Origin of the sequence: Corynebacterium sp. NML 120412 (assembly GCF_002285155.1) — a bacterium.
Classification (GTDB): domain Bacteria; phylum Actinomycetota; class Actinomycetes; order Mycobacteriales; family Mycobacteriaceae; genus Corynebacterium; species Corynebacterium gottingense.
Genome location: NZ_NSGL01000001.1, coordinates 369,854 through 391,982, shown reverse-complemented (window position 1 = coordinate 391,982; position 22,129 = coordinate 369,854). Strand labels below are relative to the sequence as shown.

General features: G+C 66.2%; 23 protein-coding genes and 1 tRNA gene. 18 read left to right on the top strand and 6 right to left on the bottom strand.

The genetic code is table 11. The annotated features are described in order from the left end of the window. The first annotated feature begins 16 nt into the window (after positions 1–16). Genes CKJ84_RS01745 through CKJ84_RS01735 form a run of 3 tightly spaced genes read left to right on the top strand, consistent with a single transcriptional unit; the run spans position 17 to position 2,523 of the window. The gene (locus CKJ84_RS01745) at positions 17–862 is read left to right on the top strand and encodes a DUF3097 domain-containing protein (RefSeq protein WP_095545747.1); all 846 of its coding nucleotides are present in this window, start codon (positions 17–19) and stop codon (positions 860–862) included. Between the two features lie 20 nt (positions 863–882). Further along, the gene (locus tag CKJ84_RS01740; protein WP_095536594.1) at positions 883–1,311 is read left to right on the top strand and encodes an NfeD family protein; all 429 of its coding nucleotides are present in this window, start codon (positions 883–885) and stop codon (positions 1,309–1,311) included. Beyond that, complete coding sequence (locus tag CKJ84_RS01735; RefSeq protein ID WP_095536159.1) at positions 1,312–2,523, top strand: SPFH domain-containing protein; 1,212 nt, start codon at positions 1,312–1,314, stop codon at positions 2,521–2,523. Positions 2,524–2,527: 4 nt separating this feature from the next. Here the strand turns inward: CKJ84_RS01735 and CKJ84_RS01730 are convergent, their stop codons facing one another. The 3 genes from CKJ84_RS01730 to CKJ84_RS01720 form a co-directional block, all read right to left on the bottom strand. After that, positions 2,528–3,082 carry a MarR family transcriptional regulator gene (locus CKJ84_RS01730; RefSeq protein WP_095536158.1) on the bottom strand — a complete coding sequence of 185 codons (555 nt, stop codon included), beginning with the start codon at positions 3,080–3,082 and terminating at the stop codon, positions 2,528–2,530. 10 nt (positions 3,083–3,092) lie between these two features. Beyond that, positions 3,093–3,794 carry a TVP38/TMEM64 family protein gene (locus tag CKJ84_RS01725; RefSeq protein ID WP_233125442.1) on the bottom strand — a complete coding sequence of 234 codons (702 nt, stop codon included), beginning with the start codon at positions 3,792–3,794 and terminating at the stop codon, positions 3,093–3,095. A 59-nt stretch (positions 3,795–3,853) separates the two neighbouring features. After that, positions 3,854–3,939 (bottom strand) — tRNA-Leu (locus CKJ84_RS01720). A gap of 232 nt (positions 3,940–4,171) precedes the next feature. Here CKJ84_RS01720 and CKJ84_RS01715 point away from each other — a divergent pair. Together CKJ84_RS01715 and CKJ84_RS01710 are read left to right on the top strand one after the other, a co-directional pair. Then, the gene (locus tag CKJ84_RS01715) at positions 4,172–4,708 is read left to right on the top strand and encodes a YbhB/YbcL family Raf kinase inhibitor-like protein (protein WP_095545745.1); all 537 of its coding nucleotides are present in this window, start codon (positions 4,172–4,174) and stop codon (positions 4,706–4,708) included. An 11-nt stretch (positions 4,709–4,719) separates the two neighbouring features. Then, positions 4,720–5,076 (top strand): hypothetical protein, encoded by a 357-nt coding sequence (locus CKJ84_RS01710; RefSeq protein ID WP_095276562.1) that lies wholly within the window; start codon positions 4,720–4,722, stop codon positions 5,074–5,076. Positions 5,077–5,088: 12 nt separating this feature from the next. Here the strand turns inward: CKJ84_RS01710 and CKJ84_RS01705 are convergent, their stop codons facing one another. Together CKJ84_RS01705 and CKJ84_RS01700 are read right to left on the bottom strand one after the other, a co-directional pair. Beyond that, complete coding sequence (locus tag CKJ84_RS01705) at positions 5,089–6,240, bottom strand: quinone-dependent dihydroorotate dehydrogenase (protein WP_369801145.1); 1,152 nt, start codon at positions 6,238–6,240, stop codon at positions 5,089–5,091. A 2-nt stretch (positions 6,241–6,242) separates the two neighbouring features. Further along, complete coding sequence (locus tag CKJ84_RS01700; RefSeq protein ID WP_233125441.1) at positions 6,243–7,334, bottom strand: hypothetical protein; 1,092 nt, start codon at positions 7,332–7,334, stop codon at positions 6,243–6,245. A gap of 85 nt (positions 7,335–7,419) precedes the next feature. Here CKJ84_RS01700 and CKJ84_RS01695 point away from each other — a divergent pair, with 85 nt between their 5' ends. The 9 genes from CKJ84_RS01695 to CKJ84_RS01655 all read left to right on the top strand — a co-directional run bounded on the left by CKJ84_RS01695 (position 7,420) and on the right by CKJ84_RS01655 (position 16,548). Further along, positions 7,420–8,277, top strand: coding sequence for an undecaprenyl-diphosphate phosphatase (locus CKJ84_RS01695; RefSeq protein WP_095545744.1), 858 nt, complete (start codon positions 7,420–7,422; stop codon positions 8,275–8,277). A gap of 67 nt (positions 8,278–8,344) precedes the next feature. After that, complete coding sequence (gene mshC / locus CKJ84_RS01690) at positions 8,345–9,565, top strand: cysteine--1-D-myo-inosityl 2-amino-2-deoxy-alpha-D-glucopyranoside ligase (RefSeq protein WP_095545743.1); 1,221 nt, start codon at positions 8,345–8,347, stop codon at positions 9,563–9,565. 9 nt (positions 9,566–9,574) lie between these two features. Beyond that, the gene (locus tag CKJ84_RS01685) at positions 9,575–9,979 is read left to right on the top strand and encodes a hypothetical protein (RefSeq protein ID WP_095276571.1); all 405 of its coding nucleotides are present in this window, start codon (positions 9,575–9,577) and stop codon (positions 9,977–9,979) included. Continuing rightward, on the top strand, positions 9,972–10,658 hold the full coding sequence (locus CKJ84_RS01680) for an HAD family phosphatase (RefSeq protein ID WP_255407218.1): 687 nt from the start codon (positions 9,972–9,974) through the stop codon (positions 10,656–10,658). The genes CKJ84_RS01685 and CKJ84_RS01680 overlap by 8 nt, the downstream gene beginning before the upstream one ends. An 11-nt stretch (positions 10,659–10,669) precedes the next feature. Continuing rightward, on the top strand, positions 10,670–10,933 hold the full coding sequence (locus tag CKJ84_RS01675; RefSeq protein WP_095545742.1) for a phosphoribosyl-ATP diphosphatase: 264 nt from the start codon (positions 10,670–10,672) through the stop codon (positions 10,931–10,933). A gap of 33 nt (positions 10,934–10,966) precedes the next feature. Next, positions 10,967–11,815 carry an ATP phosphoribosyltransferase gene (hisG, locus tag CKJ84_RS01670; RefSeq protein WP_095546373.1) on the top strand — a complete coding sequence of 283 codons (849 nt, stop codon included), beginning with the start codon at positions 10,967–10,969 and terminating at the stop codon, positions 11,813–11,815. Between the two features lie 61 nt (positions 11,816–11,876). Then, a complete protein-coding gene (aspA, locus tag CKJ84_RS01665) occupies positions 11,877–13,301 on the top strand; it encodes an aspartate ammonia-lyase (RefSeq protein WP_095536228.1) in 1,425 nt (474 codons plus the stop codon). Positions 13,302–13,490: 189 nt separating this feature from the next. Then, the gene (locus tag CKJ84_RS01660; RefSeq protein ID WP_095546372.1) at positions 13,491–14,798 is read left to right on the top strand and encodes an anaerobic C4-dicarboxylate transporter; all 1,308 of its coding nucleotides are present in this window, start codon (positions 13,491–13,493) and stop codon (positions 14,796–14,798) included. A 49-nt stretch (positions 14,799–14,847) separates the two neighbouring features. Then, positions 14,848–16,548, top strand: coding sequence for a formate--tetrahydrofolate ligase (locus CKJ84_RS01655; protein ID WP_095545741.1), 1,701 nt, complete (start codon positions 14,848–14,850; stop codon positions 16,546–16,548). On the opposite strand, the gene CKJ84_RS01650 is transcribed toward CKJ84_RS01655, so the two are convergent. Continuing rightward, entirely contained in the window at positions 16,545–17,369 is an 825-nt protein-coding gene (locus tag CKJ84_RS01650) for a RecB family exonuclease (RefSeq protein WP_369801144.1), read from the bottom strand. The two genes, CKJ84_RS01655 and CKJ84_RS01650, sit on opposite strands and share 4 nt — an antisense overlap. Positions 17,370–17,395: 26 nt before the next feature. Between CKJ84_RS01650 and CKJ84_RS01645 the strand changes: the two genes are divergently transcribed. The 4 genes from CKJ84_RS01645 to CKJ84_RS01630 all read left to right on the top strand — a co-directional run bounded on the left by CKJ84_RS01645 (position 17,396) and on the right by CKJ84_RS01630 (position 22,129). After that, complete coding sequence (locus tag CKJ84_RS01645) at positions 17,396–18,619, top strand: M18 family aminopeptidase (RefSeq protein WP_095545739.1); 1,224 nt, start codon at positions 17,396–17,398, stop codon at positions 18,617–18,619. 15 nt (positions 18,620–18,634) lie between these two features. Then, positions 18,635–19,468: a tRNA (adenine-N1)-methyltransferase gene (locus CKJ84_RS01640; RefSeq protein WP_095276590.1), complete on the top strand. Its 834-nt coding sequence runs from the start codon at positions 18,635–18,637 to the stop codon at positions 19,466–19,468. Positions 19,469–19,498: 30 nt separating this feature from the next. Continuing rightward, positions 19,499–21,049 (top strand): proteasome ATPase, encoded by a 1,551-nt coding sequence (gene arc, locus CKJ84_RS01635; RefSeq protein WP_095545738.1) that lies wholly within the window; start codon positions 19,499–19,501, stop codon positions 21,047–21,049. Between the two features lie 99 nt (positions 21,050–21,148). Continuing rightward, entirely contained in the window at positions 21,149–22,129 is a 981-nt protein-coding gene (locus CKJ84_RS01630; protein WP_095545737.1) for a bile acid:sodium symporter family protein, read from the top strand.

The window sequence follows — 22,129 nt, the reverse complement described above, 5'->3', positions numbered from 1 at the left end:
ATACACTCTGGTCACTATGAGCTATGACGACCGCTACGGAGCAGACATTTTTCAGGGTCATGCGCGACGCAAGCGCCCGACCTACCCGGAGATGCCGGCAAAGCCCGGGATCATCGTCGAGATCGTGGGCAACGACTTCGTCGGGGCGGTCATCGGCTTCGAGCGCACCTACGACGGCGACTTCGTCCGCCTCGAAGACCGCTACGGCACCGAGCGACTGTTTAAGATGCTCCCCGGCGCGTTCATGGTGGAGGGACAGCGCGTCACGCTGACCCGCTACGTACCCAAGCAGGACTCCGGGCCGAAGCGCTCCAACTCGGGCTCCCGGAAGGTTGAGAATGTCCGCGCGAAGGTGGCCATGCCGAGCCGGATCTGGGTCGAGGGCATTCACGACGCCGCGATTGTGGAAAAGGTCTGGGGCCACGACCTCCGGGTCGAAGGCGTCGTCGTGGAGTACCTCGAAGGGTTGGACAACCTCCAGGCGCGCCTAGACGAGTTTCAGCCGGGGCCTGGGCGCCGAATCGGCGTGCTCGCAGACCACCTCGTCGAGGGCACGAAGGAGTCGCGCCTGGTCCGCAACGTCGGCGAACACGTGCTCGTGACGGGGCACCCATACATCGACATTTGGGCCGCGGTGAAGCCGGAGAAGCTGCGAATCCCCGCCTGGCCAGACGTGCCGTACGGGGAGGACTGGAAGACGGGCGTGTGCAAACGCCTCGGCTGGTCGGACCCGAAGGATGGGTGGCGCCGTGTGTACTCGGCGGTGGAGACGTTCCGCGATCTCGACTCGACCCTGATCGGCGCCGTAGAACGGCTCGTCGACTTTGTCACCAATCCAGAGTTGTCCAAAGAGGATCTGTAAGCTCCTGTAACCTTGAGCACGTGGGAGCACTCGTTTGGTTTGTCGCAGCAGCTGTCCTCGCCGGCCTTGAATTGGCGGTGGGTGAGTTCACGCTACTCATGCTCGGGGCCGGCGCACTCACTACCGCCGGGGTGGCACTGGCCGGGGTTCCGCTGTGGGCGGAAGTCCTCGCGTTCGTCGCCTCCTCGGCGGCGTTCTGGTTTTTCTTGCGGCCTTACCTGCACAAGCGCTACCACCAGCCGAAGGTGTACGACGATTCCCCGCGAGCCCTGGTGGGGCAGCGCGCGGAGGTGCTCGAGGCCTTCGGCCCCACGGGCGGCCAGGTCCGGATGGACGGTTCCATCTGGTCCGCGAGGTCGCTGGATCCGGCGGACACGATCGTCGCCGGCGATATTGTCACAGTGGCAGACATTGACGGCCCTGTCGCGGTCGTCTGGAAGGAACGTTAGATGGGCCCAACTATTGTCCTCGTCGTCATCATTGCGCTGGTGGCGGCGCTCCTCTTCGCATCGGTGAAACTGATTCCACAGGGTGAAGCCGCGGTGATCGAGCGGCTTGGCCGCTACACCCGCACGGTCTCCGGTGGCTTGACCCTCCTCATCCCGTTCATTGACTCCGTCCGCGCACGCGTGGACACCCGCGAGCGCGTCGTGTCCTTCCCGCCGCAGGCCGTGATCACGCAGGACAACCTCACTGTCGCCATCGACACGGTGGTCACGTTTCAGATCAACGATCCCGCCAAGGCCATCTACGGCGTGGACAACTATCTTGTCGGCGTGGAGCAGATTTCTACCGCCACACTGCGCGACGTGGTTGGCGGCATGACGCTTGAAGAGACGTTGACCTCCCGCGAAACCATCAACCGCCGCCTGCGCGGCGAACTTGACGCGGCCACCGGCAAGTGGGGCCTTCGTATCAGCCGAGTTGAGCTTAAGGCCATTGAACCGCCGCCGTCGATCCAGCAGTCCATGGAGATGCAGATGAAGGCGGACCGAGAAAAGCGCGCAATGATCCTCACCGCAGAGGGCAGGCGTGAATCCGACATCAAAACTGCCGAGGGCGAGAAGCAAGCACGCATCCTCTCCGCCGAGGGCGAGAAGCACGCCGCCATTCTGAACGCGGAGGCGGAGCGTCAGGCTATGATCCTGCGCGCAGAGGGCGAGCGCGCCGCGAAGTACTTGGCCGCACAGGGCGAGGCACGCGCGATCCAGAAGGTCAACGCGGCCGTGAAGTCCTCCGGCGTCACACCGGAACTCCTGGCGTACCAGTACCTGGAAAAGCTGCCCAAGATCGCGGAAAACGAAGCGGCCACGATGTGGATGATCCCGTCCCAGTTCGGCGACTCGCTGCAGCAGTTTGCGCAGGCGTTCGCGGGCAAGGGCGAGGACGGCGTGTTCCGCTACGAGCCGGCAAACGTGGACGAGGAAACCAAGGAGATGGCGGAGGCGGAAAACACGGACTCCTGGTTCGACACCTCCACCGACCCGGAGCTGGCCAAGGCGCTCGCCGAGGCCCGCGCGGTGGCCAACAAGCATGTCGACGACCCGGATCCGACGCAAGACGCCCCGCAGGTTGCCCCGGGAAGCAGTCGCCGTGAACTCGGTGCGGGCCCGCAGGATCCGCTGCCGGCCGACGAACCGAATCGCCCGTACCAGGGGTAGCGCATTAAGCGCTTTGCGACGCCTGCGTGAGGAGGTTCAGCGCCAGCTTCCACCCCGACTGCTCCGCCTGCCAGCCGGCGGCCTGCAGCCGCTGGCTTATCGCCTGCTTGGAGATGCCTAGCTCCGCAGCCGCTTCGTTCTGATTGAGGCCACCTCGCACCAGCGAGGTGGCCTCTCGGCCTTCCAGGGTGCGCTTGTGCAGCACGTAGCCCAGAAGCGCGAACGTCGCCTCGATGTCGTTTGCGGAGGTGCCCGGGTCCGGCGTGTCCACTACGACCTTCACCTGCGCGGGTCGCGTGCCCACCGCGTCCGTCGCCGCGAAGACGGCGCGTCCGTGTCCCGTGATCCCCAGGCCGATGGCCCAGTCGCCGTCGGAGAGTAGCGCCATGATCACGTTGAGCGCGTGCTCGGGCCCGACGACATCGGCGCGGATGTCCTCCACGCTGCACAGTTCAAACTCGCCGACGCCAGGCAGCGTCGCGAGCGCCTCAGCCGAGCGCCGCACGACCTCGGCGCGCGCCTTATCCCTTCCCCGGTACCTCGCGTGGACTGCAATCATGACCGAGATGTTACGCCTGGTCTACGTTCAGGCCTTTACTCTTCGGGGTGGGCGTGTCGCGGGTGGGCAGGGTGGCGTCGATAAGCAAGCCCCCGACACCCAGCACTGCTAACACGACAACGGCGACGATGACCCACGGGTTGGCGTGGCCCGTGAGCGTGTCTCCGAAGACTGCGACGAGCACGGTGTTGGGCGCTGAGCCGAGGAGCGTGGCGATGGCGAAGGGAAGGACGCGTACGCGGGTGAGTGCTGCGGCATAGTTCATGATGGAGAAGGGGACTCCAGCGATCATGCGCAGGCTGGTCACGGCCAGCCAGCCGCGCTGCTCCAGGCGCGCGTTGATCTTTTGCACGGCGGGGTGGGTGAGGCGGGGCTCGACCCAATCGCGCAGCAGGAATCGCACGATGAGGAGCGAGATGACCGCGGCGACCGTGGTCGCCGTCAGCGAGAGCGCGATGCCGAGCCCGGTGCCGAAGAGGATGCCCGCAGACAGCGTCATGACCGTCCGCGGGATGGGGAACTGCGTGATGAGTACGTAGAGCAGCCAGAAAACGAGCGGGAACCAGGGGCCGGTCGATTCCGCCCACGTGCGGAGCGTGGCGAGGGAGGGGACGTCCAGGAGCCACCACGCCGCAACGAACCCCACCGCAGCGAGCGCGAGCAGCGCGATCCGACCGGTTGAGGGGCGCGCTGTAGGTTGACGCTGCGCCACCGCCAAACCTCCTTGTACAAAAAGATAACCGGCCTCCATCGTAGGAGGCCGGTCGGTTGTGCCCGAGGGGGGACTTGAACCCCCACGTCCGTTAATAGGACACTAGCACCTCAAGCTAGCGCGTCTGCCATTCCGCCACCCGGGCCGGGTGTTTCAGCCTCTCGGCTGGGCACTTGAAACACTATAAGGTGCTCGGCGTAAAACACACAAATCGCCTGCACAACACCGCTTTTTAGGGTGCAATGGGCACATTTGCGCTTCCAAACCACACCCTTGGCATTCTGCCGCTCCCGCCCATCACGCATCACGCCGTGAACCCACAGAACTTTTAGTGAAAATCATGGCGAAAGTCACAGCGCTGGGGTAGAAATATCTGTATGACTGCTTCCTACGTTTCAGACCGTTTTCCCGGCCCGGACCCGTACGCAGCGTTGAAGGACCTGCCGTCGTTCCCGCTTAGCTCCACCGACTTCGAGGACGGCGCCGAGCTGCCCGACTCCCTGGTCGGCGACGATGCCACGTCGCCTCAGCTGGCCTGGTCCGACCTTCCGGAGGGGACCAAGTCCCTGGCCATTACGTGCTACGACCCAGACGCGCCGACGACCTCTGGCTTCTGGCACTGGGCCGCGTTCAACATTCCGGTGAGCACGCAGTCCATTGCGACCGGCGATGCGTCCAAGGAGGACTTGGGCGTCGGTGCGATCCAGCTGGTTGGTGATTCGGGCGCGCCTGGCTTCTACGGCGCGAACCCGCCCGTGGGGCACGGCCCGCACCGCTACCTGTTCGCAGTGCACGCGGTCGACGTGGAGGAGCTGCCGGCGGACCAGATCGCGAACCCGACGCAGCTCGGCTTTAACCTGTACTTCCACAGCGTGGGCCGCGCGATCGCGTGGGGCTGGACCGAGACCAAGTAGACCGATCCGTCATGGCCCCGCTTCAACTTCGCGTCGGCGGAGCGTTTATCACGCTCGCCGCCGCGCTCTTCCTCTTTACTATTCTCTCGGTCTTGCGTGGTGAGGAGCTCTTTGCCCTCACACTCCAAACCCTGACCGTCCTCATCGCTGCGGTGATCATCGGCGCGTTCGCTACGGTGAGCACCTCGCACGAGGGTTCGCGCACGCAGGTCGCCGCGCTTATTATCGCGCTCGTGCTCATCGGCTTGGGCGTCGCGTTGCCTACGCACACGCTCTTCTACACGCAGACGTACTGGCCCGCCCTGTGGGGCGTCGCAGCGTTACTCTGCGCCATCGTGCTGCGACGCACTACGCGCCCACGGGCGTAAGCGGGGGAGCGACTACCGCAGGTAGGGCAGCTCGCTGCCCACCGCCTGCGCGATGTTTTCCAGCCCGTGGGCGCGCACCTGCGCCGCGATCCCGCGGTGAATACGGCTGATCCAGGCCGGACCGCCGTAGATGAACCCGGTGTAGCCCTGGAGAAGGCTGGCGCCTGCGGCGATGCGCTCCCACGCCTGCTCCGGCGTGGAAATACCCCCAACGCTCATGAGCGTCAGCTGGTCGCCCACGCGCGCGTGCAGCCGGCGCAGGACCTCAAGGGCGCGATCGTTCAGCGGCGCGCCTGAGATGCCACCGGCGCCCATCGCTTCCACCTCATCCGCGGGGGTGCGCAGGCCCTCGCGCGAAATGGTCGTGTTGGTGGCCACGATGCCGGCGAGCCCCAGCTCCACGGCCAGGTCGGCGACCGCGTCGATGTCCTCGTCGGAGAGGTCCGGGGCGATCTTGACCAGCACCGGAGTGGCGGTGGACTCTGCAACGACGGAGAGGATCGGGCGCAACTCCTCAACCGCCTGGAGGTCGCGCAGGCCGGGCGTGTTTGGCGAGGACACGTTTACCACCAAGTAATCAGCGTGCGGCCCCAGCACGGTGGCGCCGGCCCGGTAGTCCGCCACCGCGTCGGTCGCCGTCTTGTTCTTGCCGATGTTGATGCCCACAATGTCGTCCGACTTCCGGGCGTCCAGGTTCAGCGCGGCGGGCAGGGCGCCGTCGTTGTTGAACCCCATGCGGTTGAGGATCGCTTTGTCCGCGGGGAGGCGGAACAGGCGCGGAGCCGGGTTACCGAGCTGCGCCTTCGGCGTGACCGTCCCGACCTCCGCGTAGCCAAAGCCGAGCGCGCCCCACGCGTCGAGGGACGACGCGTTCTTGTCAAAGCCGGCGGCAAGGCCCAGCGGCGCGGGGAAACGAACGCCAAAGCACTCCTGCTCGAGCGCGGAGTCGTGCACGCGCACGACGCGCTCCGCGAGTCGGTTCACCGGGCTCGCCACGTGCAGCGCGCGCAAGCCTGCGTTGATGATCCCGTGGATGCGCTCGGGCGGAAGGAGGAACATCGCCTTCAGCGCGGCGGCGTACGCCGCGTCGTAGGCCGCTTCGGAAGCCTTCGTCAGTTGCGTACCGTCGGGCAGGGAGTGCATTGCTTTTTGGAGAAACGTCATGATTAACCCTCGTTGTGCTGGGAGGAAGGAGACTGTTGGGTCGGGGCGTCGGCCGCTGCGGTCGTCGCCGGCAGTTCGTCGAGGTGGAGCTCGTCCGGCTCAACGACCTGGAGGCCGCCGCCGGAGGCGGAGGCGATGAGCAGCGTGGCGTCGTCAAGCGTGGCAATGCTCTGCGCATCGCCCACCGTGGCCAGCTCACCCCGCTGAAGCGGAACGCCGCGCGAGATGTCGTAGCCGGTGGCGGTGTTCGTCGCCGTCGAGGTGACCCACGCGACCTGGTTGCTGTTGTCCCAGGCGGCGTCCCACGGGCTCTCCGGGACCGGGGCCATCTGGTGCAGACGGATGATGTCGTCGGTGGTGTAGACGAGGAGCTGGTCGCCCGTGGCGTCGGCGGCAAGCAGCAGACCATTCGCCCCGGCGGCGATCTTGCCCACACCGAGACCTGCGCGCAGTGTGCCGCCCTGGCGCCCGTTGCCCCAATCGATGTCCTGGACGGTGGTGTCGAAGCGGTTGGTACGCACGACGCTGTCCGCCTGGCCGTCGACGGGTACGGCCTGGAGCTGGTCGGTCTCGCGCGCCACCGAGAAGGTGTCCGCGAGCTCACCGTCGCGGTAGAGCCAGACATCGCGCTCGCTGTTGCTGCCGGCGAGCACGTCACCACTGGAAGTCACCGTCGCGGACGTTACGCGCTCATCCACATCGAGCGTGTCCGCCTGCCCGGGGTCATCGGCGCGCACCAGCATGATCGAGGTGCCGCAGCCCAGCGCGAACGTGCCCGCGTTCGCAGAGACATCGCCGCACTCGCCGGAAAGCGGGTGCGCGGCGGCGCTGCCGTCCCGCAGCTGGTCGAGGGTGCCCACCGTGAGTGCATTGGCGGTGCGGACGGCGATCACGCCGTCGGTGGTGTCGAGGTCTTCGATGGCGTCGAAGGGGAAGACCGTCCCGGCGGGGTCCGCGGCCTGCGGCGACGGATCGGGCGTCGCGTTGCCCATGCTTTCTTCCAGCTGGTCACCCGTCACATCCGAACCGCAGGCGACGAGCGCCAAGGACGTCGCGGCCGCGAGCGCAACGGCAAATCTCTTTCCGTATTTCACAACCCCTAACCCTAGCAACCTGCCAGCTTCGCTCCGGCCGTGTGTGTTCGGTCCCTGCAGCCACTCGCGGGTAGTGTGTTCTGCCATGACTGATCCGACACAGTTGGCCGAATCCATGTCCTGGGTTCAGGTCATCGTCCTCTCTATCGTGCAGGGGCTCACCGAGTTCCTTCCGGTCTCTTCGTCCGGGCACCTCCGCATCGTCTCGCAGCTCTTCTGGGGCGAAGACGCCGGCGCGAGCTTCACCGCCGTCATTCAGCTGGGGACCGAGCTCGCGGTCCTGGTCTACTTTGCCAAGGACATCTGGCGCTACCTCTCCGGCTGGTTCGTCGGCCTTGCAAACAAGGACAAGCGCGGTTTTGACTACCGCATGGGCTGGATGGTCATCGCCGGCACCATCCCCGTCGCTGTGTTGGGCGTCCTGCTCAAGGACCTCATCCGAGACAACTTCCGCAACCTCTGGATTACCGCGACGGTGCTCATCATTTTCTCGCTCGTCTTCATTCTTGCGGAGCGCCGCGGCACCAAGACCCGCGGCTTCGAGGACCTGACCATGAAGGACGCCGTGCTCATGGGCTTCTGGCAGTGCCTCGCGCTGATCCCGGGCGTCTCCCGCTCCGGCGGCACCATCTCCGGCGGCCTGTTCCTCAATCTCGAGCGTGAGGTGGCCACCCGCTTTAGCTTCCTGCTCGCCATCCCCGCAGTGCTCGCGTCGGGCCTCTTTTCGCTCCCCGACGCCTTCAACCCCGAAAGCGGACAAGCCGCCAGCGGCAGCCAACTCCTCATCGGTTCCGCGATCGCGTTCGTGCTTGGCTACATCTCCATCGCCTGGCTGCTGAAGTTCGTGTCCAACCACTCCTTCGCCTGGTTCGCCGCGTACCGCGTCCCGCTCGGCCTCGTGGTCATGCTGCTGCTGGGAACCGGCGTGATGGCGGCCGGCTAGGAGCCATGGGGCCAGCGCACAGCGTCGATTAGCGGCGCCCCCGGCAGCAGTGGGTAGGGTAGTGGCCATGCAATCCTGGCCTACTCCTCATGTCGCTGCTGTTGCTGGCATCCCTCGCCCCCTGCAGCTGTACGACACTGCGGATCAACACGTTCACGCCGTCGACGTCACGCCGAACGCTAACGGGGAGGTGGGCATGTACGTCTGCGGCATTACCCCGTACGATTCCACGCACCTCGGGCACGCCGCGACCTATCTGACCTTTGACCTGGTGCACCGACAGCTGCTGGCCAACGGCCACAAAGTGCACTACGTCCAGAACGTCACCGACGTGGACGACCCCCTCTTCGAGCGCGCGGATCGTGACGGCGTGGACTGGCGCGAGCTCGGCCGCAGCCAGATTGCCCTGTTCCGCAGTGACATGGAGGAGCTCTCCGTGATCCCGCCGCGCGACTTCATCGGCGCAATGGAAGCTGTCGACGAAGTTGCCGCCATGGTGCAAACGCTGCTGGACAACGGTTCCGCCTACCGCCTCGACCAGGGCGACGTGTACGCGTCCATTCACGCCACCGAGCAGTTTGGCTACGAGTCCAACTACGACCGAGCCACGATGGAGAAGTTCTTCGCAGAGCGCGGCGGCGACCCCGATCGCGAAGGCAAGCAGGATACGCTCGACGCACTGGTGTGGCGCGGCCCCCGTAAGGGCGAGCCCGCGTGGCAGACCAAGATCGGCCCGGGGCGCCCCGGATGGCACGTCGAGTGCTCCGCAATTGCGACCAACCGGCTGGGTCACACGTTTGCCATCCAGGGCGGCGGTTCGGACCTCGCCTTCCCGCACCACGAGTTCTCCGCCGCGCACGCGGAGGCGGCCTACGCGGAACCGCGCATGGCGGGCCACTACGTGCACTCGGGCATGATCGCCCTCAACGGCGTGAAGATGTCCAAGTCGCTGGGCAACCTCGTGTTCGTGCACAAGCTGACCGCGCAGGGACACAGCGCCGCCGCGATCCGACTCGCCGTGTTTGCCGGGCACTACCGCGAGGACCGCGACTTTTCCTACCGCGGCCTCGAGGCCGCAGAGCAGCGCCTGGCCCGCTGGCAGGAGCGACTCGCGCAACCCGTCACGGAGGCGGAAGCGCTGGCCAACGTCAACGAGCTGCGCACCGCGCTGGCGGACGACCTGGACACCCCGCGCGCCCTGCGGGTGTTGGACATGGCCCGCGGCGACCACGACAACATCCTGGTGAACGCGATCGACGGCCTGCTCGGGGTGCGCGTTTTCGCGTAGTCGATCACAATGGGAAGCATGACGCAACCAGAGACCTCGATTCGCGCCCGACTGCAGCCGGACGTTGACCAGTTCATCGATGACCTCCGCACCTTTGCCACCGGCTCCTACCTGCAAGAAAGCGACAAGGAGCTGTGGGAGCAGCCGTTCGACCCGGAGGCGCTGCCGGAGCTCAAGCAGATCATCGAGATGTTCCTTGACGCATTCGACCTCATTGAGCCGTCCCCGGACGGAGAGCGGTTGAAGGCCCTCGTGCAGCCGTTTTACGGCAACCTGGAGCAGTTCAACGCCAAGCACGAGTACGCGGTGCTGGAACCGGAGGAGAAGTCGGAGCTTGCGGACGTGGTCCGTCGCGCCGCAATCGCGTCCGGCGCGGACGATGAGGCCCTCGGGGAGCTGCCCGACTTTGAGTAGCGCGATCGCCGCTCCAGCAGCCATCTTCTGGGACATGGACGGCACTCTCATCAACACCGAACCCCTCTGGGCGGAGGCCACGTTCGAACTCTCGGAGAAACTCGGACGCAGGCTGTCCCCTGAAGAGCGCAAGAAGACCGAGGGCGCGAGCTTCGCGGAATCCCTGGGCATCTGCGCGAGGTGGGCGGGCTACGAGCTTGCCAACGGCGAGCAGGACGAGCTCCGCGCCTGGATGTACCAGCGCATGGCCGAGAAGTTGGCCGGCGGTATCGAACTCAACCCGGGCATCCGCCCCCTGCTCGAACAGCTGCGCGCTGCCGGGGTGCCCATGTTTGTCACAACGAACACGGAGCGCACTCTGGCGGACCGCTGTATCGCGGCCATCGGCGCGGCACTGTTCACGGACTCCATCACGGGCGACGAGGTCACCCACCCCAAGCCGGCGCCCGACATGTACGAAGAGGCAGCGCGCCGGGTTGGTGCTCCCACCGCGGAGTGTCTCGTCGTGGAGGATTCCTGGACTGGCATGTCCGCCGCCGCGGAGTCCGGGTGCCGCGTCCTCGGGCTCGGCGACCCGGTCCCGAGCGGGGTCTACCAATTCGACCCGGCTCGCTTTGTCGGCGCCACCGCGGAGGATCTCTTTTCCTGGTTTGCCACGGCGGCGCGCGAGGTCCGCTAAGGTTTGAAGGCGTGAAATCCTTCGATGACCTTTTCGCAGAACTGACCCAAAGGACCGCAGACCGCCCGGCTGGGTCCGGCACGGTTGACGCCTTGGACATGGGCGCGCATTTCATTGGGAAGAAGATCATCGAGGAAGCCGGCGAGGTCTGGATCGCCGCCGAATACCAGTCGGACGAGGAGCTGGCCGAGGAGATGAGCCAGCTGCTCTATTGGACGCAGGTGATGATGCTCAAGCGCGGCCTCACCCCGGACGACCTGTACAAGTACCTCTAGATCCCCAGCGGAGAACCACCCATGGAGAAATCGTTGATCAAGCTCGCCGTTCCAAATAAGGGTTCGCTCTCGGAGCACGCGCTGCAGGTGCTCAAGGAGGCCGGGTACAAGGGCCGCGGCGCGAACAAGGCGCTCAATATTGTTGACGAGCCCAACGGCGTCGAGTTCTTCTTCCTCCGCCCGAAGGACATCGCCATCTACGTTGCCCAGGGCCACCTCGACCTGGGAATTACCGGCCGCGACCTCGCCGCAGACTCCCGCGCGCAGGTCGAGGAAGTCCTGGACCTCGGGTTCGGCTCCTCCACCTTCCGCTTTGCCGCGAAGCAGGGTGAGCAGTGGGCGGTCGAGGACCTCGCAGGCAAGCGCATCGCCACCTCCTACCCACACCTCGTGGAGGACTACCTCGCCCAGCGCGGGATTACCCCCAGCCAGGTCATCCGCCTCGACGGGGCAGTGGAGATCTCAATCAAGCTCGGCGTCGCCGACGTGATCGCGGACGTCGTCTCCACGGGCGCCACCCTCCGCCAGCAGGGGCTCGCTCCGTTCGGCGAGCCGATTATTTCCAGCGCGGCGGTCGTCGTGAAGCGCCAGGGCATGCAGCTTGACGACGCCCACGTGAAGGTCCTCAACCGCATCGAGGGCATCCTCAACGCGCACAACTACCTGATGATCGACTACAACGTCTGCCGCGATAACCTCGACGCGGTACTGGTGCTGACCCCGGGCATCACGGGGCCGACGGTCTCGCCGCTGTCGCGCGAGAACTGGGTTGCGGTCCGCGCGATGGTCCCGCGCGCGACGGCTAACCAGGTGATGGATCAGCTGGCTGAGCTGGGCACAGAGGGCACGATCGCCACTGAGCTGCGCATCGCGCGCCTCTAGTTTTCACCCCCGAAGCGGGCAAATGATGAGCGGTAAAAGTCCGTTCCGTACGATGGTCCGCATGACGACTCGCAAAGAAGAAGACCTGCTCGGCACGATGGACGTCCCGGCGGACGTCTACTACGGCATCCACACCCTGCGCGCCATGGAGAATTTCCAAATCTCCGGCGAAACGATCAATGATGTGCCCGATTTTATTCGCGGCATGGTGCAGGTGAAAAAGGCTGCGGCGCTGGCCAACCGCCGCCTGCACGCGCTGCCCAAGGCGAAAGCGGAGGCGATCGTGTGGGCCTGCGACCAGATCCTGGAAGAGGGGCGCTGCATGGACCAGTTCCCGATCGACGCGTTCCAAGGCGGCGCCGGCACCTCGGTGAACATGAACACCAACGAGGTCGTGGCGAACCTTGCGCTGGAGCACATTGGCAAGGACAAAGGCGAGTACAGCGAGATCAACCCGAACGACGACGTGAACATGTCGCAGTCGACGAACGACGCGTACCCGACCGGCTTCCGCCTCGGCTTGTACTACGCCGTCCAGGGCCTCATCGAGGAATTCGACCTCTTGCAGAAGGCGTTCCGCGCCAAGGGCGATGAGTTTGCGGACATCATCAAGATGGGACGTACGCAGCTCCAGGACGCCGTCCCGATGACGCTGGGCGAGGAGTTCACCGCCTTCGGCGAGAACCTGGGCGAGGAGAACCGCACGCTGGTCAACGCGGCGAACGTGCTCCTGGAGATCAACCTGGGTGCGACCGCCATCGGCACCGGCATCAACACGCCGAAGGGCTACCGCGACCAGGTTGTTGCGGCGCTGCGCGAGGTCACCGAGCTGGAGATCCAGGCGTCCCCGAACCTGATCGAGGCGACCTCGGATACCGGCGGCTACGTCATGATGCACGGCGCGATCAAGCGCGCTGCGATGAAGATGTCCAAGATCAGCAACGACCTGCGCCTGCTGTCCTCCGGGCCGCGCGCCGGCCTCAATGAGATCAACCTGCCGGAGCGCCAGGCCGGCTCGTCGATCATGCCGGCGAAGGTGAACCCGGTCATCCCCGAGGTAGTCAACCAGGCCTGCTTCAAGGTGTTTGGCAACGACCTCACCGTCTCCATGGCGGCGGAGGCCGGCCAGCTGCAGCTCAATGTGATGGAGCCGGTGATCGCACAGTCACTGTTCAGCTCGATTTCGCTGCTCTCCAATGCGGCGCGCACGCTGCGGGAGAAGTGCGTCACCGGGATCACCGCCAACAAGGAGGTGTGCGAGGCCTACGTTGCCAACTCGATCGGCATCATCACCTACCTCAACCCGGTGATTGGCCACCACAACGGCGACCTGATTGGCAAAGAGGCCGCGGCGACCGGCCGCGGCGTCCGCGAGCTCGTCCTGGAGAAGGGGCTGCTCAGCGAGGAGGAGCTCGACGCGGTGCTAAGCAAGGAAAACCTCATGCACCCGGAGTACCGCGGGAAGCTCTACGTCGACGAAGACTAGGCCGACATCAAGCACGCCACATTGATCGGGGGGGTGCGCGGGTGCCGGTGGCGTGGCGTCGATAGGCGCAGGCACCCGCGTTGCAGGGGAGGGGCACGCACCGCGAGTTGGAATGGTCGTACCATCCGGGCGATAATGGTACGCGATTTATATTCGTTGAACTCGTGAGGGGAATGGTCTGTGTCGCTGCTGCTCGTCGTGCACATCATCATCCTGTTCGGCGCCATTGTGCTGGGCGCGCGGATGGGGTCCATCGCTATCGGTTTCGCCGGCGGGCTCGGGGTGCTGCTCCTCGGCGCGACCGGCATCCCGGTGAGCGCGGAAGCGATCCCGTTCGACGTCATCGGCATCATCATGTGCGTGATCGCGGCGATCTCCGCCATGCAGCTCGCCGGCGGAATGGACTATCTGGTGTACCTGGCGGAGAAGTTCCTGCGCAGCAACCCGAAGCGGGTGACCGTGTACGCGCCGGTGGTCACCTGGCTGATGACGGTGCTGGCGGGCACCGGCCACACCGCCTTCTCTACGCTCCCCGTGATCGTTGAGGTGGCGAAGGAGGGCAAGGTGCGTCCGTCGCGGCCGCTTTCTGTCGCGGTCATTGCCTCGCAGATGGCTATTGTGGCCTCGCCGATCTCCGCGGCCGTCGTGTTCATGGCCTCTCTCCTGGAGGATCACGGGGTGGGCTATCTGCAACTACTCGCGGTGATGCTCCCGGCGACGCTGCTGGCCATCTTCCCCACGGCGTGGCTGGCCAACCGCCTGGGCAAGGATCTCGAGGACGACCCCGTGTACCAGCAGCGTGTGGCTGACGGGCTCGTCGCGCAGCCGCAGGCGTCCGCGGAGTTCGCACCGAAGGCGGGCGCGAAAACCTCGGTGGGCATCTTCGTCGCCGCGATCCTCATCGTGATGGCCTACGCCACGTTGATCTCGGACCAGATCGGGCTCATTCCGAACCCGACGGTGCCGCGCAACGAGGCCATCATGGCGATCATGCTGTCAGCCGCCGCCATCATCCTCTGGGTGACCAAGCACGCAGCGGCCGAGGTGCTCACCACCCAGGTGTTCCGCTCCGGGATGTCCGCCTGCGTGTGCGTCCTGGGCGTGGCGTGGCTCGGCACGACGTTTATCAACTACTACATCGACGACATCCAGGCGGTCGCCGGCACCGTTTTGCAGGCGCAGCCGTGGCTGCTGGCCGTGGTCCTCTTCTTCGCCGCGTGCCTGCTGTACTCGCAGGCGGCAACGGCGAAGGCGCTCATGCCGGCAGCGCTCGCCATCGGAGTGAGCCCGCTCACCGCCGTCGCCGCCTTCCCGGCGGTCTCGGCGCTGTTCGTGCTGCCGACCTACCCGACGCTGCTCGCGGCGGTGGAGATGGATGACACCGGCAGTACCCGCATCGGCAAATACGTTTTTGACCACCCGTTTATCGCCCCCGGCGTCGTCTGCATCTCCACGGCGATCCTGCTGGGGTACGGCATCGGCGCCCTCGTGCTCTAACAGCGCATCGCACGGGGGTGGCGCCCCAGGCACCGGGTACTGTGGAGGTATGTCAGACACCACAGCAACGCAATCTGCGTCCCAAAACCACACCCCGAAATCCGACGTTGAGATCGCGCAGGCGCACCAACTCGCGCCCATCACGGACATTGCGGCGAAGGCCGGCGTTTCGGCCGACGCGCTCATCCCGTACGGCACGCACATGGCCAAGGTCGACGTGACCAAGCACCCGGGTCAGCCGAAGGCGAAGCTTGTCCTGGTCACCGGCGTGTCCCCAACCCCCGCCGGGGAGGGCAAGTCCACGGTGCTCATCGGGCTTACCGACGCCCTCTCGCTCCTCGGCCACAACGCCATGGTCGCGCTGCGTGAGCCCTCCCTTGGCCCCGTCATGGGGATCAAGGGCGGCGCGGCCGGTGGCGGCTACGCGCAGGTCGTGCCGATGGAGGACATCAACCTCCACTTCACCGGTGACTTCCACGCCATCACCTCGGCCAACAACACGCTCGCGGCGCTGATTGATAACCACATCCACCAGGGCAACGAGCTGGGCATCGACCCACGCCGCGTCACTTGGCAGCGCTGCCTGGACGTCAACGACCGCTCGCTGCGCAACGTGGTCACCGGCCTCGGCGGGCCGACCAGCGGTGTTCCGGCGCAGACCGGGTTCACCATCACCGCCGCCTCGGAGATCATGGCTATCCTCGGCCTGGCCACGGACCTGCAGGACCTCAAGCGGCGCCTGGCCAACATCACCATCGGCCTCACCTACGACCAGAAGCCGGTCACCGCGGGCGACCTCGGCGCGGAGGGGGCGATGGCGGCACTGCTCAAGCAGGCGATTCACCCGAACCTGGTACAGACCCTCGGCGGAACGCCCGCGTTTATCCACGGCGGCCCCTTTGCCAACATCGCGCACGGCTGCAACACGCTGCTGGCCACCCGCACCGCGATGCAGTACGCAGACATCGTGCTCACGGAGGCCGGCTTCGGCTCCGACCTGGGCGCGGAGAAGTTCTTTGACATCAAGGCACGCTACGGCGACCTGGACGTCGCCGGTGCAGTCGTCGTCGCCACCGTTCGCTCGATCAAGTACAACGCCGGCATCGCGCGCGAGGAACTCAAGCAGGAAAACGTCGATGCGCTGGAGCAGGGGATTGCGAACCTGGAGCGCCACGTGGACAACATCCGCAAGTTCGGCGTAACCCCGGTGGTCGCCCTCAACCGCTTCGACACGGACACGCCGGCGGAGCTTAAGTGGGTCCGCGACTGGGCTGAGCGCACTGGCGTGGCCATCGCGGAGGCCGACGTGTGGGCCAAGGGTGGCGAGGGGGCCACGGAGCTGGCGACCACGCTGCTGGACAACCTGACCGAGAGCACGTCAACGCAGCTCTACGACCCGGCCAACGGTATTGAGGCCTCCATCGAGACCATCGCGCGCGAGATCTACCGTGCAGACGACGTCCAGTACTCGGCGGTCGCTCTGCGCGACCTCAAGATGCTCAAGGACAACGGCTTTGACACGCTGCCGGTGTGCGTGTCCAAGACGCAGTACTCGTTCTCGGACGACCCGCAGCAGCTCGGCGCCCCGGAGGGACACACGCTGCACGTGCGCAACCTCGTCCCGCGCACCGGTGCCGGGTTCGTCGTCGCGCTGACCGGCGACGTCATGACCATGCCCGGCCTGCCCAAGAAGCCGGCGGCGAACAACATCGACGTCGACAGCGAGGGTCGCGTCTCCGGGCTGTTCTAATCCTCTGGCGAGGTGGTGCCGTCCGCCGCGGAGCCCGGCCAGCCCGGGTACTCCGGCGGCGTTCCGCCGAACTCGGGGCACAGGTCCTGGAATGCGCACCAGCCGCACAGCTTGGACTTCTTCGGCCGGAAGTGACCGTCCTTCCCGTCCGCCTCGATCTTCGCCCACAGGTCCGCGAGGTCGCGCTCGAAGTACTCCAGCTCCTCGCGCGACGGGGTGAGGATCATCGAGTCCATAACCTTGAGGTACATCAGCCGCAGCTGGGTGGGGATGGTCTGGAACAGCCGCCAGTACACGAGCGCGTAAAACCGCATCTGGAACTGCGCGTCCTGCGAGTAGCGGGGCAGTGGCTTCTTCCCGGTCTTATAGTCCACCACGCGAACCTCGCCCGTGGGCGCGATGTCCACACGGTCGATGAATCCGCGCACGGGCACCCCATTGGGCAGGACGGTGTTCACGTACATTTCCTGCTCGTGCGCGTCGAAACCGAGCGGATTTTCCATGTGGAAGTACCCGCGAAGCAGCTCGCGTGCGGCTTGGAAGAGCGCCAGTTCGTTGTCAATCGGCTCCGCGCAGCTCGGGTCCTTCTCGCACATTTCCTCCCACGCCGGCTTGATGCGCTTGACGGCGGCCGGGAACGTGCGCTCCGCACGCGGCCAACCGAACATTTCCTCGAGCACCGCGTGCACCAATGTGCCTTTGACCTGCGCTTCCGTGGTCGGCTCCGGAATCTTGTCAATGGTGCGCAGCCGGTATTGCAGCGGGCAGCGCTGGTAGTCGGAGGCGCGGGACGGGGAAAGTGCGAGCGGTCGTGGAGTCATCGTGTCCCACATTTTAGAGTGGAGGTATGCACGCTCGCTTCATCGACTTCCTCCACACCAGCCCCAGCGCCTTCCACGCCGCGCACAACGTCGCGCAGGCACTCACCGCGCAGGGCTTTTCGCTTATCGACGCCACGTCGCCCGCCCCCGCCGACCCGGCCGCACCCGGCGGCCACGTCCTGGTCGACGGCGGCGCCGTGATCGCGTGGTGGGTCCCCGAGCACCCGCGCCCGCGCTTCCGCATCGTCGGCTCCCACACGGACTCGCCGGGCCTGATGGCCAAACCGCAGCCGGACTTCCAGCGCGAGGGCCTGCGCCAGGTGGCGGTGGAGGTGTACGGCGGACCAATCCTGCAGACGTGGCTGGACCGAGACCTGCGATTTGCCGGACGGGTGGTCACCGATGATGGCGCGCAGCACCTCGTGGATACCGGCGCCGTCGCCCGCGTGCCCAACCTGGCAATCCACCTCTACCGCGCCGACGCGCCCACCGTGGAGCGCCAGGCGCACACGCCGCCCGTCCTCGGCGTCAACCAACCGCTCATGGAGCTCGTCGGTGAGGCGGCCGGCGTGGACCCGCAGCGCATCGTGGCCCACGAGCTCATCACCGCCGACGCGCAGCGCGGCGAGCTGCTCGGGGACATGCTCGCCGCGGGGCGCCTGGACAACCTTTCCAGCGTGTGGGCGTCGCTCGAGGCGTTGCTGGCCGCGAAGGACACCGCCCAGGACATCTTGGTGCTCGCCGCATTCAACCACGAGGAAGTCGGCTCCGCGTCGACCACCGGTGCCGGCGGCCCGCTCCTCGAGCGCGTGCTGACCCGCATCGCCCGCGAGGTCGGCGAGCCCTTCGACGTGTTTGCTGAATCGTTCCAGGTCTCCGCGGATGCCGCGCACGCCGTCCACCCGAACTACCCGGAGAAGCACGACCCAACGCACCGGCCGCGCCTCAACGGGGGGACGGTGCTCAAGATCAACGCGAACCAGCGCTACGCCTCGGACGCGGTCACCGAGGCGGAGTGGCTCCGCGCCTGCCGCGCGGCCGAGGTGCCCTCGCAAACCTTCGTGGGCAACAACAGCGTGCCCTGCGGATCCACGATCGGGCCGATCTCATCGACGCGCATGGGCATCCGCACCGTCGACGTGGGCGTGCCGCTGCTGTCGATGCACTCGGCGCGCGAGCTGTGCGGCGCGCGCGACATGGAGTACTTCGTCCGCGCGCTCACCGCGTTTTACGGTGCGCGAGCCGAGTAGGGCATACTTAGGCGCATGTATTCAGGCCCGTTCCAAGCAGGAGACAAAGTCCAGCTCACCGACGCGAAACGCCGTCACTTTACGATCCAATTGGTCGAGGGCGGCCAGTTCCACACGCACAAGGGCATCGTCATGCACGATGACATCATCGGCGCGGACGAAGGCTCGGTGGTCAAATCCACGCTGGGCAGTGACTACCTGTGCTTCCGCCACCTCCTGGTCGACCACGTGCTGTCCATGCCGCGCGGCGCCGCGGTGATCTACCCCAAGGACGCCGCGCAGATCCTGGTGGAGGGCGACATCTTCATGGGCGCGCGCGTGCTGGAGGCGGGCGCGGGCTCCGGCGCGCTGACCATGTCGCTGTTGCGCGCGGTCGGGCCCGAGGGCCGGGTGTTCTCCTACGAAATCCGAGACGACCACCTCGCCTTTGCCAAGGACAACGTGGCCGATTACTTCAACGGCACCCCGGAGTGGTGGACCCCGCGCTTAGGCGACTTCGGCGAGATCACCACCGAGGACCTCGACGGCCCGGTCGACCGCGTCATCCTGGACATGGTCGAGCCCTGGCACTTCATCGACACGGTGAAAAACGTACTCATCCCCGGCGGCGTGTTCATGACGTACGTGGCCACCGTGCCGCAGCTGATGAACATCATGGAAGCGATCCGCGAGGCGAAGTGCTTCACCGAGCCGCGCGCCTGGGAAACGCTGCTGCGTGAGTGGAAGGTGGAGGGCCTGGCCACCCGTCCGGAGCACCGCATGAACGCGCACACGGCATTTCTCGTGTGGACCCGCAGGCTTGCCGACGGCGTCACGCCGCCGCGCCCGCAACGCCGGGCACGCAAGTAGCTGTTACCGGCACCCACTAGTGTGGTGGGTATGGCTGGCAACACAATCAACGACGACGCATTCGGCCCCGAGCTGCGGGAACTCAAGCGCGAGAATCAGGCGATGAGCTCGCGGAACAAGAAGTTGGCGGAGCTGCTTAAAGCGAGCCGCGACAAGCTCAACGACCTGTATGCGCAGGTGGAAGCACTCGGCGAGCCGGCGTCGACGTACGGGGTGTTCCTCGAGGGATCCCCGCGCGGCCACGAGGCCGAGGTGTTTACCTCCGGACGCCGCATGCGCGTCAAGGTCGCGCCGACCGTGTCGCCGGACGCGCTGCGCCCGGGCACGCTGGTCCGCCTGGGCGACGGCGCCATCGTCGTCGAGTCCTGCGGGTACGAGGCCGTCGGCCAGCTCGCCACCCTGTCCGAGAAGATCAACACCGAGCGCGCGATCGTGGCGGACCAACAGGGTGCCGAGCACCTGGTCTACCTCGCGCAGCCACTCCGGGAGCACGCACGCGCAGGCGATACGGTCCTGGTGGACACCCGCGCCGGGTACGCCTTCGAGCGCGTCCCTAAAACCGAGGTCAACCAGCTTTCCCTCGATGAGGTTCCGGACGTCACCTACGCCGACATCGGCGGCCTGAGCTCGCAGATTGAGATGATCCAGGACTCGGTCGAGCTCCCGTTCTCCCACCCGGACCTCTACCGAGAGTTCGACCTCACCCCGCCGAAGGGACTATTGCTCTACGGCCCGCCCGGGTGCGGCAAGACGCTTATTGCCAAGGCCGTGGCCAACTCGCTGTCGCAGCGCATCGGCGACGGGGGACAGGCCCACTTCATCAACGTCAAGGGCCCCGAGCTGCTGAACAAGTTCGTCGGGGAGACCGAGCGACGCATCCGCCTTATCTTCGAGCGCGCCCGCGAGCTGGCCGAGGGCGGCCGCCCCGTCATCGTGTTTTTCGACGAGATGGAGTCCATCTTCCGCACCCGCGGCTCCGGGGTCAGCTCCGACATGGAAACCACCGTGGTGCCGCAGCTGCTCACCGAGATCGACGGCGTCGAGGGTATCGCCAATGTGATCGTCATCGGCGCAACCAACCGCGAGGAGCTCATCGATCCCGCCATCCTGCGCCCCGGACGCCTGGACATCAAGGTCCGCGTCTCGCGCCCGAACCGCGCGGAGGCCGAAGACATTCTCGCCCGCTACATCACGCCGGCTATCCCGCTCGCTGCGGCACCCGAGGAGCTCATCGCCGCGGCCGCCGACGCCATGTTCGCCCCGCGTCCGTTTGTGCGCTTGGAGCTTGTCGACGGCACATCGCAGCTCCTCCACTATTCCGACTTCATCTCCGGCGCGATGATCGCCAACGTGGTGGACCGCGCGAAGAAGCTGGCGATTAAGGACTGGATCGGGGCGGTGGGCGTCGATAAGCAGCCCAGCGCGGTGCAGAAGGGGATTACCGCGAAACATCTCCGGGCGGCCGTGCGCGCTGAGCAGGACGAGAGCGAGGATATGCCGAACACGGCGAACCCCGATGAGTGGGCGCGCATTTCCGGCCGGCAGGGCAAGCGAGTGGTGGCCGCGGAGGTCGTCGGGTAGCAATCGGGCGAAACGCCCAAACATGTGCGCGGCATCACTTATACTCACCCATATTCCGTTATGCGGAATTTCATCCCACAGAGTGAGTAGGAGTTCGCCATGAGCACACAGGAAGATCGCTCGGCAGCCGTCGCCGTCGCCGCGTTCCCGGCTTTTATTCTGCTCGGCTCGGTGCTCGCGTTTGTCGCGCCAGGGCCGTTCCTCCCGCTGACCAGCTTCATCACGTACTTCCTGATGATCATCATGTTCGGTATGGGGCTCACGCTGACCATCCCGGACTTCAAGGAGGTAGCGAAGCGGCCCGTCCCGATCGCCATTGGCGTCGTCGCGCAGTTCGTGATCATGCCGCTCGGCGCGGTCGCGGTGGCCAAGCTCCTGGGCCTGAGCCCTGCGCTCGCAGTGGGGCTGCTCATGCTGGGCTCGGTTCCCGGCGGCACCTCCTCGAACGTGATCGCGTACCTGGCCAAGGGCGATGTGGCGCTATCCGTGGCGATGACGAGCGTTTCCACGCTGCTCGCCCCGATTGTGACCCCAGTTATCATGTTGCTACTCGCCGGCGCTGACGTGGCGGTGGACGGCGCGGGGATGGCCTGGTCGCTCGCACAGACCGTGCTCATCCCAGTGATTGGCGGGATCGCCCTGCGCTACGCGCTCGATGCGTGGATGGGCAAGATCGCTCCGGTGCTGCCGTGGATCTCCATCCTGGGCATTGGCGGCGTGGTCTTCCCAACCGTGGCGAAGAACCGCGAGGCGCTCATCGAGGTCGGACTGCTCGTGTTCGCGGCGGTGCTGATGCACAACGCGCTCGGCTACCTGCTGGGCTACTTCACGGCGAAGGTGACAGGGCAGCCAGAGAGCTACCGCCGGACGGTGGCAATCGAGGTGGGCACGCAGTCGGCGGGCCTTGCAAGTGGCATGGCCGGCAAGTTCTTCTCCCCGGAGGCGGCGCTGCCCGGCGCGGTCGCCGCGGTACTGCACAACATCACCGGCGCGATCTTCGCCTGGGCGGTTCGCCGGAAGACGGGAGCCCCTGCCGGCGAGCCCCCGCGTCGCGCTGAGGTCGCGGCCGCAGGGGGCTGA

What these genes read in the sequence shown, in the direction of transcription:
- CKJ84_RS01745 (WP_095545747.1), top strand. Translation starts at nt 17, where the DNA reads ATGAGCTATGACGACCGCTACGGAGCAGACATTTTTCAGGGTCATGCG.
- CKJ84_RS01735 (WP_095536159.1), top strand. Translation starts at nt 1,312, where the DNA reads ATGGGCCCAACTATTGTCCTCGTCGTCATCATTGCGCTGGTGGCGGCG.
- CKJ84_RS01730 (WP_095536158.1), bottom strand. Translation starts at nt 3,082, where the DNA reads ATGATTGCAGTCCACGCGAGGTACCGGGGAAGGGATAAGGCGCGCGCC.
- CKJ84_RS01715 (WP_095545745.1), top strand. Translation starts at nt 4,172, where the DNA reads ATGACTGCTTCCTACGTTTCAGACCGTTTTCCCGGCCCGGACCCGTAC.
- CKJ84_RS01710 (WP_095276562.1), top strand. Translation starts at nt 4,720, where the DNA reads ATGGCCCCGCTTCAACTTCGCGTCGGCGGAGCGTTTATCACGCTCGCC.
- CKJ84_RS01705 (WP_369801145.1), bottom strand. Translation starts at nt 6,240, where the DNA reads ATGACGTTTCTCCAAAAAGCAATGCACTCCCTGCCCGACGGTACGCAA.
- CKJ84_RS01695 (WP_095545744.1), top strand. Translation starts at nt 7,420, where the DNA reads ATGACTGATCCGACACAGTTGGCCGAATCCATGTCCTGGGTTCAGGTC.
- mshC (WP_095545743.1), top strand. Translation starts at nt 8,345, where the DNA reads ATGCAATCCTGGCCTACTCCTCATGTCGCTGCTGTTGCTGGCATCCCT.
- CKJ84_RS01685 (WP_095276571.1), top strand. Translation starts at nt 9,575, where the DNA reads ATGGGAAGCATGACGCAACCAGAGACCTCGATTCGCGCCCGACTGCAG.
- aspA (WP_095536228.1), top strand. Translation starts at nt 11,877, where the DNA reads ATGACGACTCGCAAAGAAGAAGACCTGCTCGGCACGATGGACGTCCCG.
- CKJ84_RS01655 (WP_095545741.1), top strand. Translation starts at nt 14,848, where the DNA reads ATGTCAGACACCACAGCAACGCAATCTGCGTCCCAAAACCACACCCCG.
- CKJ84_RS01650 (WP_369801144.1), bottom strand. Translation starts at nt 17,369, where the DNA reads ATGACTCCACGACCGCTCGCACTTTCCCCGTCCCGCGCCTCCGACTAC.
- CKJ84_RS01645 (WP_095545739.1), top strand. Translation starts at nt 17,396, where the DNA reads ATGCACGCTCGCTTCATCGACTTCCTCCACACCAGCCCCAGCGCCTTC.
- CKJ84_RS01640 (WP_095276590.1), top strand. Translation starts at nt 18,635, where the DNA reads ATGTATTCAGGCCCGTTCCAAGCAGGAGACAAAGTCCAGCTCACCGAC.
- arc (WP_095545738.1), top strand. Translation starts at nt 19,499, where the DNA reads ATGGCTGGCAACACAATCAACGACGACGCATTCGGCCCCGAGCTGCGG.
- CKJ84_RS01630 (WP_095545737.1), top strand. Translation starts at nt 21,149, where the DNA reads ATGAGCACACAGGAAGATCGCTCGGCAGCCGTCGCCGTCGCCGCGTTC.